General features: G+C 73.6%; 15 protein-coding genes and 1 pseudogene. 7 read left to right on the plus strand and 9 right to left on the minus strand.

Annotated elements, in window-relative coordinates; genetic code table 11:
* Positions 1-31: 31 nt before the first annotated feature.
* Positions 32-406, plus strand: coding sequence for a DUF4180 domain-containing protein (locus tag AB4039_RS16440; RefSeq protein ID WP_266847373.1), 375 nt, complete (start codon positions 32-34; stop codon positions 404-406).
* A gap of 148 nt (positions 407-554) precedes the next feature.
* On the opposite strand, the gene bla is transcribed toward AB4039_RS16440, so the two are convergent.
* The 4 genes from bla to AB4039_RS16460 all read right to left on the minus strand — a co-directional run bounded on the left by bla (position 555) and on the right by AB4039_RS16460 (position 4257).
* Positions 555-1472, minus strand: a complete 918-nt coding sequence (bla, locus tag AB4039_RS16445) for a class A beta-lactamase (RefSeq protein ID WP_266847374.1) — start codon at positions 1470-1472, stop codon at positions 555-557.
* A gap of 42 nt (positions 1473-1514) precedes the next feature.
* The gene (locus AB4039_RS16450; protein ID WP_442271044.1) at positions 1515-2420 is read right to left on the minus strand and encodes a S1 family peptidase; all 906 of its coding nucleotides are present in this window, start codon (positions 2418-2420) and stop codon (positions 1515-1517) included.
* A 339-nt stretch (positions 2421-2759) separates the two neighbouring features.
* Complete coding sequence (locus tag AB4039_RS16455; RefSeq protein WP_266847378.1) at positions 2760-3236, minus strand: hypothetical protein; 477 nt, start codon at positions 3234-3236, stop codon at positions 2760-2762.
* 127 nt (positions 3237-3363) lie between these two features.
* The gene (locus AB4039_RS16460) at positions 3364-4257 is read right to left on the minus strand and encodes an alpha/beta fold hydrolase (protein ID WP_442271045.1); all 894 of its coding nucleotides are present in this window, start codon (positions 4255-4257) and stop codon (positions 3364-3366) included.
* Positions 4258-4451: 194 nt separating this feature from the next.
* Here AB4039_RS16460 and AB4039_RS16465 point away from each other — a divergent pair, with 194 nt between their 5' ends.
* Positions 4452-4880 (plus strand): hypothetical protein, encoded by a 429-nt coding sequence (locus AB4039_RS16465; protein WP_442271046.1) that lies wholly within the window; start codon positions 4452-4454, stop codon positions 4878-4880.
* A gap of 214 nt (positions 4881-5094) precedes the next feature.
* Positions 5095-5436: a hypothetical protein gene (locus AB4039_RS16470; protein WP_266847383.1), complete on the plus strand. Its 342-nt coding sequence runs from the start codon at positions 5095-5097 to the stop codon at positions 5434-5436.
* A gap of 106 nt (positions 5437-5542) precedes the next feature.
* Here AB4039_RS16470 and AB4039_RS16475 read toward each other — a convergent pair whose 3' ends face one another.
* The gene (locus AB4039_RS16475; RefSeq protein WP_442271047.1) at positions 5543-6775 is read right to left on the minus strand and encodes a PP2C family protein-serine/threonine phosphatase; all 1233 of its coding nucleotides are present in this window, start codon (positions 6773-6775) and stop codon (positions 5543-5545) included.
* A gap of 469 nt (positions 6776-7244) precedes the next feature.
* Between AB4039_RS16475 and AB4039_RS16480 the strand changes: the two genes are divergently transcribed.
* The 3 genes from AB4039_RS16480 to AB4039_RS16490 all read left to right on the plus strand — a co-directional run bounded on the left by AB4039_RS16480 (position 7245) and on the right by AB4039_RS16490 (position 10445).
* A complete protein-coding gene (locus AB4039_RS16480; RefSeq protein ID WP_266847386.1) occupies positions 7245-9104 on the plus strand; it encodes a M1 family aminopeptidase in 1860 nt (619 codons plus the stop codon).
* 163 nt (positions 9105-9267) lie between these two features.
* Positions 9268-9981 carry a hypothetical protein gene (locus AB4039_RS16485; RefSeq protein ID WP_266847388.1) on the plus strand — a complete coding sequence of 238 codons (714 nt, stop codon included), beginning with the start codon at positions 9268-9270 and terminating at the stop codon, positions 9979-9981.
* A 62-nt stretch (positions 9982-10043) separates the two neighbouring features.
* On the plus strand, positions 10044-10445 hold the full coding sequence (locus tag AB4039_RS16490; RefSeq protein ID WP_266847390.1) for an SgcJ/EcaC family oxidoreductase: 402 nt from the start codon (positions 10044-10046) through the stop codon (positions 10443-10445).
* Between the two features lie 73 nt (positions 10446-10518).
* Here AB4039_RS16490 and AB4039_RS16495 read toward each other — a convergent pair whose 3' ends face one another.
* Entirely contained in the window at positions 10519-11079 is a 561-nt protein-coding gene (locus AB4039_RS16495; protein ID WP_266847392.1) for a GNAT family N-acetyltransferase, read from the minus strand.
* 296 nt (positions 11080-11375) lie between these two features.
* On the opposite strand from AB4039_RS16495, the gene AB4039_RS16500 reads away from it, so the two are divergent.
* The gene (locus AB4039_RS16500; protein ID WP_266847394.1) at positions 11376-12377 is read left to right on the plus strand and encodes a helix-turn-helix domain-containing protein; all 1002 of its coding nucleotides are present in this window, start codon (positions 11376-11378) and stop codon (positions 12375-12377) included.
* A 94-nt stretch (positions 12378-12471) separates the two neighbouring features.
* Here AB4039_RS16500 and AB4039_RS16505 read toward each other — a convergent pair.
* The 3 genes and pseudogenes from AB4039_RS16505 to AB4039_RS16515 form a co-directional block, all read right to left on the minus strand.
* Positions 12472-13889: pseudogene (locus AB4039_RS16505) on the minus strand (glycoside hydrolase family 16 protein).
* Positions 13890-14028: 139 nt separating this feature from the next.
* Positions 14029-15429: a GH1 family beta-glucosidase gene (locus tag AB4039_RS16510; RefSeq protein ID WP_442271048.1), complete on the minus strand. Its 1401-nt coding sequence runs from the start codon at positions 15427-15429 to the stop codon at positions 14029-14031.
* 74 nt (positions 15430-15503) lie between these two features.
* On the minus strand, positions 15504-16360 hold an 857-nt coding region (locus AB4039_RS16515; RefSeq protein ID WP_442271049.1), incomplete at its 5' end, for a carbohydrate ABC transporter permease.

Consider the following 16360-nt stretch of genomic DNA (forward strand, 5'->3'; position numbering starts at 1 on the left):
GGACCGCACCACGACGAAAGGGACGCCTCCCATGGCTGACACGATCGAGGAACTCGCCGGCACCTCCGTCCTCTTCCGCTCGGGCGACGGGACTCCCGTCCGCGACGAACGCGATGCGACCGACCTGATCGGCGAGGGGATGTACCGGGGCGCGGAGTGGGTCGTACTGCCGGCCGAGTGCCTGCCGGAGGACTTCTTCCGGCTGCGCACCCGCCTGGCGGGCACCGTCGTCCAGAAGTTCGCGAACTACCGGATGGGACTGGCGGTCATCGGTGACATCGCGCACCACATCGACGCCAGCGACTCCCTGCGGGACTTCGTCCGGGAGAGCAACCGCGGCACCCAGCTGTGGTTCCTGTCCGACACGGAGGCCTTCCGCACCCGGCTGGCCGGCCTGCGGGCCTGAGGGGCGAGGGGGCCCGCGGCGGCCTGAGGGGGCCCGAAGGCGGGTGGCCCGCCCCGGGGAACGGAGGACCCGAGGTGGTGGGTGCACCCACCACCTCAACGAGCGACCGAAGAATCGGTTCCGCACGGCCCTCCGAAGCGGGCGGCCGTCAGCCGAGCGCCGCCGCCAGGAGCGCCGCCGTCTTGGCCACGAGCGGGTGGTCGGCCGCGGCGTCCGGCCGGTCGTGGGTCGTCAGGACGGTCATCACCACGGGCGGGCGGTTCGGGGGCCAGGCGACGCCGGCGTCGTTGTTCGTGCCGTACGCGCCGCCGCCGGTCTTGTCGCCCAGGGTCCAGTCGGCGGGCAGGCCCTTGCGGAAGCGCTCGGTGCTTGTGGTGTTCGCCAGGAGCCATCCGGTGAGCCGCTCACGGTCCCGCGCGGCGAGCGCGTCGCCGAGCACCAGTGCTTCGTAGGTCCGCCCGATGGCGCGCGCGGTGGTGGTGTCGGTCAGCCGGCCGGGCTCGGCGGAGTTCAGATCGGGCTCCCAGCGGTCCAGCCGGGTGGTCCGGTCCCCCACCGACCGGCAGAAACGGGTGACCGCCTCGGGGCCGCCCAGCTCCCGCAGCAGCAGGTTCGCCGCGGCGTTGTCGCTCTGGCAGATCGCCGCGGCGCACAGCCGCTCGACGGTCATGCCGGCCGCCAGGTTCTCGGGCAGGCCGGTGACGGGACCGAATCCGGAATCCTTCACTTCCTGTTCGGTGTAGAAGAGGCGCGTGGCCAGGAACTCCCCGTCGCGGTCGAGGTCGCGCAGCACCGCGGCGACGGCGAGGGTCTTGAAGACCGAGCACATCGGAAAACGCTCCTCCGCGCGGTGGAGCACGGTCCGGCCGGTGGCCGTGTCCTTGGCGTACACCCCCAGGCGGGCGGAGTGTTCCCGTTCGAGGGCGCGCAGCTCCCGCAGGACGTCCCCCTTCCCCGGCGGCGCCGCGAAGGCCGCGGACCCGCCCAGGGGGATCCCCGCCAACACCGCTCCCGCTGTGGCGCTCAGCACGGCACGACGGGTCGGACGGGCTCCTGTGGTACCCACGATGCGCTCTCCCCTACGGCTCTTGCGGCCCCCGTACGCCCTTCAGAACGCACCGGGCGGCCCGCCGGTTCCCTCGCGCACCGCCGGTCCGCGGTCCATCGTCGCGTCGAGCCAGCCCCGGTAGGCGGGGACCGAGGTCCATATGCCGGGACCGTCGCCGCACTTGGGGTCCACGGCGTGGTCGCCGTCGCCGGAGGTGGCGCCGACGAGCCTCCAACGGCCGCCGGTCCGCTGGATCTGCGGTCCGCCGGAGTCTCCGTAGCAGGCCATCGCCCCGGGCTCCCGACTGGTCGTGCACAGCTCGCCGGCGGCTTTCAGCCCGAGGCACACGGTCGGGGCGGCGCTGCGGGTGTCCAGCTCCTGCAGCCGCTCGGACAGCACCCAGTCCTCGGCGGTCTGCACGTCGGCCAGGGCTCCGAAGCCGAGGATGCGGGTGTCGGCGCCCACCCGGGGCGCGCGTGCGGCGATCTCGATCGGCTGCTGCGGGACCGGACGGTCCAGCCGCAGCAGGGCGATGTCGTCGTGTGAGCGGCCTTCCCGCCCGTCGTAGCCGGGGTGGACGACCTTCTCGACGATGGTGCGGACCGTGCCGCCCGAGTGGCGGCGCTCGCTGCCGACCCTGACCGTGCCGGCCGGGTGGGAGGTCGGCGTTTCCTCGGCGCAGTGGGCGGCGGTGACCACCCAGTCGCGTGCGATCAGCGAGCCGCCGCACACCCCCTCGATCCGCTGGGCGCCGTAGACGTAGGTCATCGGGATGGACACCATGAACGGGTAGGGCCCGGCGGCGTCGTGGCCGTTGACGATGGCGTGGGCGCCGCCGCCCATCGTGGTCGCGCACAGCGCGGCGACCGCCCCGATCACGGCGACCCGTACCGGCGTACGGCGCGGCGGGCGCGTGCGGGCGGCGGCCGGGGGCCGGCACGGGACCGGCTCGGTGGCAGCGGACATGGTGGCGCCCTTCCCTTCTCCGGGACGGGGAGCGCCGTGGCGGCGGGGTCCCGGGTCGGCCCGGAGCCGCGGCGCGTGGACCGGTCCTCGGCGGGTGGTCGGCCGCGCCGGAGGGGAACGGCCACCCTGCCACCGTAAGCGGATCCCGGCCCCGCCGGCCACGCGGGCGGGGCCCGCCACCCGCCGAGGACCGCTCGTCCGGATCCGGGCGTGACCCCGCCCCCGGACGCTCGTTGAACGGGGCGGTCAGCGAAGTGCACGGAGCCCCGGGATGGTGTCCCGGGGCTCCGTGGTGGTGGGGGGCCGCCGGGTTCGCACGGGATCAGCACACGAGCGGCATCAGTACACGAGCTTGTACGTCACGTCCTTCGCGACCGGCGCCGGCGCGGTGTCCGGGTAGATGAGCCGGATCTTGGTGAAGCGTCGCAGGTCGGGGGCGGTGGGCCACTGGTCGGGCTCGCTCAGGGTCACCCTCACCGGGTAGCCGAGGAAACGGCCCTCCGCGCAGTTGGGGCGGCATTCGTTCACCAGGTCGGTTCCGGTGGCCGTCGCGGTCCGCCGGCCCCAGCTGTCCCAGTGCAGCCGGACGAGGCGGTTGTTGCCGTCACCGCAGGCCAGCACGAAGTCGTCGGGCCGCACCTGGGCCTTCTGGAAGCAGTCGACGACCACGACGGGGTCCTCATCCGGTGCGGCCGCCGGCCGCGCGGCGGCCGGCACGGCCGCGACGGCCAGGGCGGCGGCCGCCCACAGCACCGTGACCGTCCGCAGCCCGCTCCGGGGCGTGCGGATGAGCCGTTCGTCTCCTGAAGCGTCCACGAGGCCTCCCTCGCCCGTCCGGACTGCTGTCGGCCCTGAGGCCATGCCCAGCTTCCCCCACTCGGGCGAACCGCGCACCCGCTGGGAACCCCGACGGCCGCGCCGGGACCGCCCTGGAAGATCTTCTTCAGGCCTCGTCCGGTGCGGCGACGGCCTCCTCACCGGCGGCCAGGAAGTCGGCGACCCGGCGGTCGATCTCCGCGGGCGCGGCGGTGGGCAGCGCGAAGTGGGTCAGGTCGGCGAGGGTCTCGATGCGGGCGTGCGGTACGGCCCTGCGGGCACGGGCCGCGGCCTTCGCCGCGTCGTGGGCGCCGCTGCGGCCCGCGAGGAGGACCAGGACCGGGGCGCCCAGCGCGGCGGGGTCCGGGCGGCGGCCGACGACCAGCCCGCGGTCCGGGAACCTCGATGCCGCCAGCGCGTAGAGCCGCTTCCACTCCGGATCGGTGTCCGTGCCCGCCGTCTCGCGGTCCAGGAAGGCGAGGGCGCGGGCCGCGGTCGGGCGGACCAGGACCGGCAGGGACCGCAGCAGGAAGGAGGGGCGGTAGCCGGCGAAGCACTGGGTGGGGTCGAGGAGCACCAGCCGGTCGACCCGCCGGGCGGCGTGCAGGGCGTACGTCAGGGCGATCCAGCCGCCGTAGGAATGGCCCAGCAGGTGCACTCGGGATGCGCCGAGGCCGTTGAGCAGCGCGTCCAGCCAGTCCATGAGGTCGGCGGTGGTGCGCAGCGGGCGCCCCCGGCGCGTGCTGCGGCCGGCGTCTCCGAGGATGTCGACGGCGAGTACCCGATGACGCGCCCCGAGGGCACGGGCGTTGGCGAACCAGACCGCACCGGTGGAGCCGCCGCCGTGGAGCAGGAGGAGGGGGGTGGCGTCGGCGGGGCCGTAGGCGTGGACGCGGGTGGTGCCGTACGGGGTGGGAACGTCGATCTCGGTGGTGCCCGCGGGCCAACGAGCGAGCAGTGCGTCGTAGGCGGCGAAGAACTCCTGGGATCCGGTCACGGCCAACTCCTCGTCATTCGGCATCGGTTGACTGATTCTCCCGTTCGGCGCGGTACCGGCACGGCGGGCGGTGACGCCACTCGCGAGGGGGCGGCCGGTCCGGATCCCGCGATGGATGCCGGTTTCGACGGGCGGCGGTGGCGTTCCGTGTGCGGATTCAGGTGAAATGGGCGGTGTCCGTATCCACTCGCCGGTCGTGCGCCATCCCGGGGGAGCCCGTGTACCAGCCTCAGCCTCGCCGTCCCGCTCATTCGTTACGCGCGGAGGCGGCGTTCCACACCCGCCTCGACGACGCCGGCGCGCAGCTCCTCGAACCCGTCTGGCTCGGCAACGCCACCCCGCACCGGGTCCGCTGCGCGGCCGGCCATGTGTGCGCCCCGCGCCCGTCGAACGTCCAGCAGGGGCAGGGCCTGTGCCGGACCTGCGCGCGCAAGGACCCCGCCGCCGCGTCGGCCGCCTTCGTGGAACGTCTGACGGCCGTCGGCGCGGTCCTCCTCGAACCCCTCTGGCTCGGCGTCCACACCCCTCACCTCATCCGCTGCGCCGCGGGCCACATCAGCCACCGGCGGCCGTCCGCGGTGCGCCGCAGCGGCCGCGTCTGCCGCGCCTGCCCGCGGTCCGGGGCCGCTCCGGGGGACGGTTCCTAGGGCCGGGTGCCGCACGATGCCCGGCCAACCGCCCTGGATGGCACCGGCTGTTGCGGGGGACCCCCTTCGGACGGGGGCGCCGACGGCCGGGGTACTGTCGTGGAGGACCGCCTCGTGCGTGCGTCGGCGCCGTGTCCGCGTAGCGGGGAGCCGCGGTGTGGAGAGCCGCGGTCCTGACCCGGCCCCCTTCCACCTCTGTCCCCAGGAGCCACCCATGGCGCGCTCGCTCGACGGTCTCGTCTTCGTCCCGGTGGCCGATCAGGCACCCGGCCAGGTCGGCCGGCAGACCCGTTTCGAGTACCACGAGCGGGACGGCCACGTCTGGGCCGAGTACCGCGGCGGGGACGTCGTCAGGGGGCACCTCGTCGGTACCCGGACCGGTGACACCGTCGACTTCCGCTACGTCCAGCTCCGGCTCGACGGCACGACCGCGTCCGGACACTGCGTCTCGCTCGTGAGGGCCCTCGCCGACGGCCGCCTGCGCCTGGAGGAGACCTGGACGTGGGAGTCCCGGGAGGGAAGCGGCACCAGCGTCGTCGAGCAGCTTCCGGCCTGAGCCCGCGGGCGTCTCCGGCCGGGCGACGGTCCCCCGCCGACCCGCGTCGACCCGCGTCGACCCGCGTCGGCCCCCGGCCGGAGCGGCCTTGTCGGCCGGCGTGCGGTCACAGGCGGACGACGACCAGCGCGGTGTCGTCGGTGATGCCGGCGGGCGGGACCAGGTCGATCAGCAGGGCGTCGGCGAGGCTTTCGGGGTCGGCGCTCCGGTGGCGGATGACGGAGTCGGCGAGCCGGCGCAGGCCGATGTCGATGTCCTCGTGGCGCCGCTCGACGAGTCCGTCGGTGTAGAGGACGAGGGTGGAGCCCTCGGTGAAGCCGGTCCTGCTCTGCGGGCGGCTCACGTGTTCGGGGCGGGCGCCCAGCGGGGGGTCGGTCGCCCGGTCGAGGAAGGTCACGGTGCCGTCCGGGTGGCAGAGCACCGGTGGGGGGTGGCCGGCGCTGCTGTAGGTGAGGGTGTGGCCGGACCAGTCGATGAAGACCGATACGGCGGTGGTGGACTCGGCGCCCTTGACGAAGCGGGCGTAGAGACCGAGGATCTCCAGGGCCTGGGCGGGGCCCTCCGCGACCCGGGAGGCGGCGGACAGGGCGCTGCGGAGCTGGCCCATGACACCGGCGGCGGTCAGTCCGTGGCCGACGACGTCTCCGACGGAGACCGCGGTGTACCGACGGCCGGGCAGGTCGAACAGGTCGTACCAGTCGCCGCACACGTTGAGGGATCCGGTGGCGGGCCGGTAGCGCACCGCGGCACCGTGGTGACCCAGCGGGTCGGGCTCGGGCAGCATCGCCTCCTGGAGGTGGAGTGCGACCTCGCGTTCGCGGGCGTGGGCCTCGCGCAGGCGCTGGTTCAGCTCCTGGAGTGCCCGGGCCCGGGTGTAGAGCTCCGCTTCCAGGGCCCTGGCACGGACACCGCCGCCGCGGGTGCCGCGGGCACGGATGAGTTCCGTGACCTCCTCGACCCGGTGGAGCAGGAGCACCACGGAACCGTCCGGGCCGAGCACCGGTACGTTCACCGGGCTCCAGTAGCGCTCCTCCCACATCCCCGGCCGGTCGGGGTCCTCCACGTCGTAGCGCTGCAGGGCCATGCTGTCGGCTTCCCCGGTGGAGGCGACCCTGCGGAGGGACGCGTACAGGTTGCGCATGCCGCTGGCGGCCGGGTCGCCGGGGTTGTCGGGGAAGACGTCGAAGAGGTAGCGGCCCAGGACCTCCTCACGAGGGCGGCCCGACAGCCGCAGGTAGGCCTCGTTGGCGTCGGCGAACACGAGGTCCGTGGTCAGCAGGGCGACCGCGCCCGGCAGGGCCCGGAAGACCGCTTCGAAGTCGATACCGGTAGCGCCCACACTCCACCTGCCCGCGTGCGACCGTTCGGTCTTGCACTCCTCTCACCATAGGCAGGACGGGGGGATCCGACGCGGTGGCACGCACGGGCGACAGCGCAGGGTCACCGCGGCGCCCGCGCCCGCCCATGCGAGCCGGGACGCGGGGGCTCGCGGGGCGGCTCCGGGCGTAGAGGGGTGGGTGCCGGCGCGCCGCGCCGCCGGGCACCCGTCGGCGGCACGGCCGAGCCGCCGACACGAGGGTCGGCAAAGGCGGGACTCGCCAACACTTTACCCCCCTCTGATGGCATGCTCGCGTCAAATCTGCAAGGCTTCCGGCAGTTGTCGCCCCGACCCGGGCGGCACCGCACCCATCTCACCACCGCGCTCGCGCGAGCGACGCGCACAGCCCCCGGCCGCCCACCGGCGCACCCTCGCCGTCCGGGTGGTCACCGAGCAGGCCGGGATCCCGGCCGCCTCAAAGGAGTTCCGTGTGAGATCCACCCCCCACAAGGCCCTCGCGACGACCGTGCTGGCCGTCGCCGCGCTGGCCGCCGCCTCGGTCACCGCCACCCCCGCGGCCGCCGCACCGGCCCCCGCCCCGCGGGCCGCCGCCTGTACGCCGGCCCAGGTCGTCACCAACGGCGGCTTCGAGAGCGGCACTTCCCCCTGGAGCCAGTCCCAGGCCGGCATCATCACCACCCGCGCCGGCCAGAGCGCCCACGGCGGCTCCTCCTTCGCCTGGCTGAACGGCGTCGGCAGCACGCACACCGACACGCTGTCCCAGAGCGTCACGATCCCCTCCGGATGCAGCAGCGCCACCCTCACCTTCTGGCTGCACATCGACACCGCCGAGACCACCACGTCCACGAAGTACGACAAGCTGACGGCGAAGATCGGCAGCACGACGCTCGCGACGTACTCGAACCTGGACAGGAACACCGGCTACGTACAGAAGTCCTTCGACGTGTCGGCGTTCGCCGGCCAGACCGTGAGCGTCGGCTTCACCGGGACCGAGGACTCCAGCCTCCAGACGAGCTTCGTGGTCGACGACGTGGCCCTCGACACCTCCGGCGGCACCACCCCGCCCGGGGACTCCACCCGTACCCCGTCCGCTCCCTCCTACACCGTCAGCCTCAGCAGCAACACCGCGGGAACCGGCTGGACCGGGCACGAGAGCGCCACCTTCACCAACTCCTCCGCCACCGCGCTCAGCGAGGTGTACCTGCGGCTGTGGGACAACTACCACGGCACCTGCTCCGCCATGCCGATCACGGTCACCAACGTCACCGGGGGCACCGCGGGCGCGCTCAGCGTCGGCTGCACGGCCCTCAAGATCGACCTGCCGGCCCCGCTGCCCCAGGGGCAGAGCGCCACGATCGGCTTCGACCTCGGCATCACCGTGCCCAGCGGCGCCGACCGTTTCGGCTACGACGGGGCCTTCAGCATGCTCGGCAACGCCCTGCCCGTGCTCGCGGTCAGGGACGGGGCGGGCTGGCACCTGGACCCGTACACCAACAACGGAGAGTCCTTCTACTCCCTGGCCTCCGACTTCAAGGTGACCCTGGACCACCCGAGCGCCCTGCTCGTACCGGCCACCGGCGCCTCCGTCGACACCCCCGGGACCAGCGGGCGCACGATCACCACCGCCACCGCCACCAAGGTCCGCGACTTCGCCTGGGCGGCCGGTCCGTTCAGCAAGATCTCCGGCACCTCGGCCGGCGGCACCCCGGTCAACATCTACTCCGTCTCGGGCATCAGCTCGTCCGACGCGCAGTCGATGCTCAGCACCGCCAAGTCCGCGGTGGACGCCCACTCGGCCCGCTTCGGGGCGTATCCGTACGGCGAGCTGGACGCGGTGATCGACAACAACTACTGGTTCGGCGGCATGGAATACCCCGGGTTCGTCCTGGACCTGGTCAGCACGACGGCACTCACCCACGAGATCGCGCACCAGTGGTGGTACGGCATCGTCGGCGACGACGAGTACAACAGCCCCTGGCTGGACGAGGCCTTCACCGACTACGCCACCGACCTGGCGCAGAACAAGACCGGAACCGGCTGCTGGAACAGCGTCTCCTGGGCCTCTACGGCCGAGAAGATCACCAACAACATGGGCTACTGGGACGCCCACTCCTCCCGGTACTCCACCGTCGTCTACGGCTACGGCAAGTGCGCCCTGCACGATCTGCGGCGCGTCCTCGGTGACACCGCGATGGCCAAGGTCCTCCAGGACTACGCCACTTCGCACTGGTACGGGGTCTCGACCACGGCCGAGTTCAAGGCGGCCGCCCAGGCCGCCACGGCCACGGACCTGACCTCCTTCTGGACCCAGCACCGCATCGACGGCTGACGGTCCCTCCCGGTCCGCCCCGGTCCGCCGCGGTGGGCGCCCGCCCGGGCGTCACCCGCGGCGGACCGGCGGCGGGCGTGTGGGCCGGGTGGGTGGCAGGCTGGTGAACGGCCCGTGTGACCATGGCGCGTCGGCACAACCGCACCTCACGGGGGACCCAGCCATGCGCACGCGCACCACCACTGCCACGACCCGCCTGGCCGCCGCGCTCACCGCGCTGCTCGTCCTGGCGGGCTGCAGCTCGTCGGGCGAGGAGCCGAACGGGAAGGCCGGTTCCGCCGCATCGGCCCCCGCACCCGCCCAGGGCGCTACGGGCGGGTACGAGGGCCCCCGGCCGCAGGACCAGAACCTCCTCGCCTGGACCGGCGACCCCAATGACGCCGGGCACGTCACCGCCCAGTCGGCCGCCGGGGTCGGCGGGCGCGTCACCCTGGTCCGGATCGTGCTGCGCGAGCAGATCACGTGGTCGAACATCTGGCTGGGCCTGGCCGGCATCGACCCCAACGCGCAGCTCTCCAACTGCTACCTGGGCGTCTACGACGACAAGGGCGCCCTGCTCTCGGCCACGTCGGACATCTCCCCGCAGCTGATGACGGACGCGATCGCCAAACCGCTGCCCCTGGCCAAATCGTTCACCGCCGCCCCCGGGACCTACTTCATCGCCCTCCTGCTCAACGGCAACTGGGCCACCAACGCCCTCACCCTGAAGTCCACGGGCGCCGGAATCTCCGTCAACGCCGGCCTGACGCCGCCCAGGCTCCGCTACAGCACCGTCCTGACCGGCCAGACCTCACTGCCGGCCACCGTGAACCTCGCCGAGCAGGCCACGAGCACCATCAACACCGGCTGGGCAAGCCAGTGGTACGCGGTCTCCTAGGCCGCGTCCGGGCGGTCGCCACGACCACCGCCCTTGACCTCAAGTCGAGTCGAGGTCTCAGAATGATCTGCATGGACACCGAAACCGCAGACATCAAGGCCATCGAAGAGGTCGTCGCCACCGTCGAGCGCACCCAGCGCGCCAAGGACGTCGAGGGGTTCCTCGCGCTCTTCCACCCCGACGCCCTCTGGACCACCGCCCACGGCAAGGTCCTCATCGGCTTCGACGCGATAGCCGAGTTCACGCGCGCCGTCCTGCCCCACGCGAACTGGGACGGCGAGGTCACCTACGAGGCGGTGCACACGCGGTTCCTGCGGCCCGACGTCGCGGCCGTCAAGGTCCGGCAGGTCTACCACTCGGCCGGGGGCGACACCGAGGGCGCCCCGCTGTACGTCATGACCAAGCAGGATGACGGGACCTGGCTGCTGCACGCCTGCCAGAACACCGAAGTGCGGGGCGACTAGCGACGCAGCCGGGGCGGGCCGGGCGATGGCGGGGCGGTGCCGGGCGCCGTCGCCTGCCCGTGGCCGGTGCCGTTCACGGTCCGTCTTCCACGGGCGATCGGCCGGACAGGTCCTGGGAGCGGGGGCCGGTGATCGTCGTCGGGCCGGTCCAGGCGATCTCGAAGTACTTGACGCGTTCGTCTTCTCCCACGGGGCGCATGCCTGCCGCCGTCATGACGTGTTGGGACGCGGTGTTGTCGTGATCGGCGTCGCCCCGCACGCACGTGACGCCGTGGGCCCGCGCGAACAGGAGCAGTGCGCGCAGGGCTTCTGAGGCGTATCCCCGGCCCCGTGCCGAGGGGACGAGGCCGTACCCGATCGTGACGCGGCCGTTCTCGTCCGCGGGTCCGTGGTAGCCAGCGCCGCCGATCGCCAGACCGTCCTCGCGGCGCCGGATCTCATAGTTGCCGAACGGGTGGGGATCCCCGGTGTCCGCGAGGGTGCGCAAGAAGCGCTCGGCGGCGGCGACGTCTCCGGGGGTGGGGTATCCGGGCGCCCATCGGGCGCCGCGGGGCGGTTCGCCCGCCGCCAGCCGCTCGGCCTCGCCGCCGGATATCGGATGGAGCACGAGCCGCGCCGTCACCAGATCGCCCATGACAGGAGGACTATCACACCGGGCGATCGGTTCGCACCGGGATTACCGGACCGCAGCGGCGGGAACGCGCCGGAGCCGACGGGGTGGTGGCGGGGCGCGCGGGCGCGGCGGCGGGTTCCGCTCCGGTGGTCGCGTGGTGCCTGCCGACGTACGCGCGCCCCGTGTCCCGCTTCCGCCTTCCGGCGCCGGGGCCGGCCGGATCAGGCCGCCCCGCGCCGCCCCGCGTGGACGGCGGCCGTCTCCTCCCCCATCGTGGAGCGTCCTGCGCAGCGCAGGGGACAGGCCCGGGGGGACGTATGGGACTGGTGGTCTACGACACGGCGCGGCTGCCGCGCGAGGACCGGTTCGCGTGGTGGCACGAGGCCGTCGGCCAAGGGGCCGGCCCCACCGACGTCACGAGTGAGGACCGGGCCGGATTCACGGGGAGCATGGGGGTGCTGGACCTGGGGCCCGCGCGGATCGCCGTGCTGTCCTACACCGCCCTGCGCTCGCGGCGCACGGCGCGCCTCGTCCGCCGGTCCGACCCGGAGACGTACGAGCTGACGCTCCTGCTCGGCGGGACCCTGGGCCTGTCCCAGTCCCGGCGGGAGACCCTCCTGAGACCGGGGGACCTCAGCCTGTGGAGCTCCTCGCTCCCCTACGACAGCCGGGCCGCGGGCGGGCCGGACACCGGGCCGGCCCGCGCCCTGGTCCTCCACCTCCCGCGGGCCCTGCTGCCGCTGCCCGCGTCGACGGCGGACCGGCTCCTCGCCACCGGTATCCCCTCCGCCGACGGGGTGGCGGCGATCCTCGCCCGCCACCTCGTGTCCGTGGTCCGGGAAGCGGAGTTCCTGGCGGCCGGGGACGAGGAGCACCTCGGCCTCATCACCTGCGACCTGGCGACGGCCTTCCTCGCCCACCACGCCGACACCGCGGACCGGTTGCCCCCGCACAGCCGCCACCGGCTGCTGCTGGAGCGGATCGACCTGTTCATCGAGCACAACCTCGCCGACCCCGGGCTCTCCCCGCCCGTGATCGCCGCCCGGCACCACATCTCGGTCCGGCTCCTGCACCGGCTGTTCGCGGACCGGGAGGAGACGGTGTCCCGGAGGATCCGAAGGCTCAGGCTGGAGCGCTGCGCGGCCGATCTCGCCGATCCGCTGCTGGCGTCGTCGCCCGTGCACGAGGTGGCCGGACGGTGGGGTTTCACCGACGCGGCCGCCTTCAGCCGTGCCTTCCGCGCCGTCCGCGGGATGGCGCCCGGGGAACACCGGCGCGCGCACCTGCCGCCGGTGCGCGGCGGAGCGGGCGCCGGGTGACGCGCGCCCGGCCGGCCGGGTGGCCCCGGCCGACCGGGCCCGTGGCCGCTGGCCGCTGGTCAGTGGCCAGGGGTCAGTGGCCAGGGGTCAGTGGTCAGTGGCCGAACTCGAACCAGTTGACGTTCACGAAGTCGGCCGGCTGACCGCTGGTGAAGGTCAGGTACACGTCGTGGGTGCCGGTGACGCCCGAGAGGTTCGCCGGGACGGTCCGCCAGCTCTGCCAGCCCCCGGTGTCGGCGACGGCGAAACTGCCGATCGGGGGGTTGGTGCGGCTGTCCAGGCGAACCTCGACCAGTCCGCTGACCCCGCCCGCCGCACCGCTCGCGACGCGGGCCCGGAACTGGGTCGCGGCCGAGGTGCCGAAGTCGACCCCCCGGTAGCGGGCCCAGTCGCCCTGGGCGGCCGAGCCGACGTCCTGGYCGCCGCCGGTGTCGGTGGTGGTCTCGGTCGTCAGGCCGGCCTGGCCGTCGTACGACTCCGCCTGGATCGCCGCGTAGGCGTCACGGCCGCCGGTCGGCGGGGTGGGAGTCGGTGTGGGGGTGGGAGTCGGGGCGGGCGGGGTGGTGGTGCCCGTGCCGCTCTGCCAGACCGCCACGTAGTCCACCGTCATCGGGTGACCGGGCTCGGTGCCGGCGTCCGGGCCGCCGCCGAAGGCCCCGGGGAACGCCCCGCCCATGGCGACGTTCAGGATGAGGAAGAAGCCGTGGCCGGTCGCCGCGTTCCAGGTGGCGGCGTCCATCCGGTCCGCGCGGACGGTGTGGAAGTTGACTCCGTCGAGGTAGAAGCGGACCTCTTCGGGGCTGGTGCCGCGGTCCCATTCGGCGGCGTAGGTGTGGAAGCCCCCCTGACAGGTGGCCGGTGAGCAGACCTGCTGGCCGCCGATGCCGGAGGTCTCGTTGCACGGTCCGCCGGGGCTGGTGCCGCAGTGCATCGTGGCCCACTCGTTGTTGATGCCCTGGACGTTCTCCATGATGTCGATCTCGCCGATGCCGGGCCAGTTCCACCAGTTGCCCCGGTAGGGGCGCCCAGCATCCAGAAGGCGGGCCAGTAGCCCTTGGCCGCCGCGCCCGTGACGTTCGGCATCTGGAGGCGGGCCTCGACGCGCAGCCTGCCGCCGGCGGGCGGCTGGAAGTCGGAGCGCCTGGTCTCGACGCGGCCCGAGGTCCAGTTGCCGGCGCCGTCGCGCCGCGGGGTGATGCGCAGGTTGCCTGCGCCGTCGAGGGAGACGTTGGACGGGTCGGCGGTCATCGTCTCGACCTCGCCCGTGCCGAAGCCGGCCGGGCCGCCCGGGTAGCTCGTCCCGGTCGTGTACTGCCAGTCGGCGCCGTTGATCCCGGATCCCGCCGGACCGGTGAAGTCGTCGCGGAAGACCGGGGTCCAACCGGGCGGGTCGGCGGGTACGGAGGCGTCCGCCGGGATGGCGACGATCACGGCGGCGGCCGGCAGGAGCAGCGCGGCGACGGCGGAGGCCGCTCGCCTCAGGAGTCCTCGCGGTGGGGGCGTAACTCTCATGGGAACCCTCTCTGGGGGCTGGCCGGGTGGGGGGATGAGAGCGCTCTCAAAGAACGGGTGCGCCGCCACTGTGCCCCTCTGCCCCGCGCGCGGGCAAGAGGTGAACACGTAAAACCCGAGCACGGTCCGGAGCTTTCACTTACTGAACGACGCCGCCGCGCGCGATCACGTCGGCGTACCAGCGGGCGCTGTCCTTCGGTGTCCGCCGCTGGGACGCGAAGTCGACGTGCACGATGCCGAACCGCCTGCCGTAGCCGTGCGCCCACTCGAAGTTGTCCAGCAGCGACCACAGGAAGTACCCGCGCACGTCGGCCCCCCGCCCGATCGCCCGGTGCACCGCGGCCAGGTGGGCCCGCAGGTAGGCGATCCGTTCCGGGTCGCGGACCCGGCCGGCCGGGTCCGCGTAGTCGTGGTACGCCGCCCCGTTCTCGGTGACCAGCAGCGGTACGCCGGGCAGCTCCTCGGCGAGCGCGGTGAGCAGCCCGTAGAGCCCCTCCGCGTCGACCGGCCAGTCCATGGCGGTCCGCGGGCCGGGGAGGTGCGGGAAGCGTACGTGCCCTTCGGCCGCGGGCCAGGGCGAGGGCGTCGGGCAGTCGCCCGCCGCGACGACGGTCGGGGCGTAGTAGTTGACGCCGAGGGAGTCGATCGGGGCGGAGGCGGTCCGCAGGTCGCCGTCGCGCACGAAGGACCAGTCGGTGACCGGTGCCGTGTCGCGGACCAGGTCCCTCGGGAGCCGGGCGTGGAAGACGGGGTCGAGGAAGATCCGGTTGCCGAGGGAGTCGATCCTGCGGGCGGCGTCGCGGTCGGCCGCGGAGTCCGTCAGCGGGCGCACCGCGTGCAGGTTGAGGGTCAGGGAGACCTCGGCCGAGGGCGCCGCGGAGGCGCGCAGCGCCTGGACGGCACGCCCGTGGGCGAGGTTGAGGTGGTGGGCGGCGCGCAGGGCGGCGGCCGGGTCGGTGCGGCCCGGGGCGTGTTCCCCGGAGGCGTAGCCCAGGAAGGCGGTGCACCAGGGCTCGTTGAGGGTCGTCCAGGTCGCCACCCGGTCGCCGAGGGCCTCGGCGGTGAGGGACGCGTACTCGGCGAAGCGGTCGGCCGTCTCCCGCCGGGGCCAGCCCCCCGCGTCCTCCAGTTCCTGGGGCAGGTCCCAGTGGTAGAGCGTGGCGACCGGGCGGATCCCGGCGTCCAGCAGCGTGTCGGTGAGCCGCCGGTAGAAGTCCAGGCCCCGCGGGGAGGCCGGGCCGCGGCCGGTCGGCTGGACCCGGGGCCAGGAGACGGAGAAGCGGTAGTCGCTCACCCCGAGGCGCTTCATGAGGGCGACGTCCTCGCGCATGCGGTGGTAGTGGTCGGCGGCGACGTCTCCGGTGTCGCCGTTGCGGACCTTGCCGGGGGTGTGGCTGAAGGTGTCCCAGATGGACGGGGTGCGGCCGTCCTCGGTGGCCGCGCCCTCGATCTGGTAGGCGGCGGTGGCCGTCCCCCAGCGGAATCCCTGGGGGAATCGTAGGAGCGGCGAGGTGTCGGGGCGTGCGTCGACGGCTGTCATCGGAGGGGACTCCCGGGGTGTGAGGGCGGACGGGACGGCGGGCGGGTGCGTGTGCGGGTGCGGGGTGCGCGGCGTCAGCCCTTGACCGCGCCCTGCATGATGCCGCCGACGATCTGACGGCCGAGGAGGCCGAAGACCAGCAGCACGGGAAGGGTGCCGAGCAGGGTGCCCGCCATGATCACGGACTGGTCGTGGACGTAACCGCCGCCCAGCTGGCGGAGCGCGACCTGCACGGTCGGTTCCTGCGAGGAGAGCGCGACGACGGGCCAGAAGAAGTCGTTCCACGCCGTCATGAAGGTGAGCAGGCCGAGCACGGCCATGCCGGGCCGGGCGATCGGCAGCACGACGGACCGGAAGATGCGGGCCGTGGAGGCGCCGTCGACGCGGGCCGCTTCGATCAGTTCGTCGGGCAGGGACTGGACGAGGACCTGTCGCATGAAGAACACGCCGAAGGCCGATACGAGTCCGGGCAGGACGACGGCCTGCAGCTGGTTGACCCAGTGGAGCCGGGCGATCAGCATGAAGAGCGGGATCACCGCGAGCTGCGGCGGGATCATCATGGTGGACACGGTGAGGGTGAGCAGCACCCCCCGGCCGCGGAAGCGCAGTTTGGCGAAGGCGAAGCCGGCGAGGGTGGAGCACAGGACGGTGCCTACGGTGATCGAGCCGGAGACGATCAGGGAGTTGAGCAGGGCCTTGCCGATGTCGGCCTCCTCCAGGACCTGCCGGAGGTTGTGCATCAGGTTCGGGCCGGGCAGCAGCGAGGGCGGGGTCCTCGCGAGGTCGGCGTTGGAGCGGCTGGCGGCGACGATCGTCCAGTAGAACGGGAACGCCGAGACCAGCACGGCCGCGGTGAGGACCGCGTACGTGAGCCGGCCGCCGCGCCGCGGTCCGCCGGCCCGGCCGCGCCGGCGGACGGGGGCGGCGGGGG

The sequence above is a fragment of the Streptomyces sp. M-16 genome, assembly GCF_052114405.1.
In the GTDB taxonomy this organism is placed as follows: domain Bacteria; phylum Actinomycetota; class Actinomycetes; order Streptomycetales; family Streptomycetaceae; genus Streptomyces.

Excerpts from the sequence above, each read along its gene's own strand:
- AB4039_RS16490 (WP_266847390.1), top strand. The coding sequence starts at position 10,044 with ATGATCTGCATGGACACCGAAACCGCAGACATCAAGGCCATCGAAGAG.
- AB4039_RS16470 (WP_266847383.1), top strand. The coding sequence starts at position 5,095 with ATGGCGCGCTCGCTCGACGGTCTCGTCTTCGTCCCGGTGGCCGATCAG.
- AB4039_RS16485 (WP_266847388.1), top strand. The coding sequence starts at position 9,268 with ATGCGCACGCGCACCACCACTGCCACGACCCGCCTGGCCGCCGCGCTC.
- AB4039_RS16440 (WP_266847373.1), top strand. The coding sequence starts at position 32 with ATGGCTGACACGATCGAGGAACTCGCCGGCACCTCCGTCCTCTTCCGC.
- AB4039_RS16510 (WP_442271048.1), bottom strand. The coding sequence starts at position 15,429 with ATGACAGCCGTCGACGCACGCCCCGACACCTCGCCGCTCCTACGATTC.
- AB4039_RS16495 (WP_266847392.1), bottom strand. The coding sequence starts at position 11,079 with ATGGGCGATCTGGTGACGGCGCGGCTCGTGCTCCATCCGATATCCGGC.
- AB4039_RS16450 (WP_442271044.1), bottom strand. The coding sequence starts at position 2,420 with ATGTCCGCTGCCACCGAGCCGGTCCCGTGCCGGCCCCCGGCCGCCGCC.
- AB4039_RS16460 (WP_442271045.1), bottom strand. The coding sequence starts at position 4,257 with ATGCCGAATGACGAGGAGTTGGCCGTGACCGGATCCCAGGAGTTCTTC.
- AB4039_RS16500 (WP_266847394.1), top strand. The coding sequence starts at position 11,376 with ATGGGACTGGTGGTCTACGACACGGCGCGGCTGCCGCGCGAGGACCGG.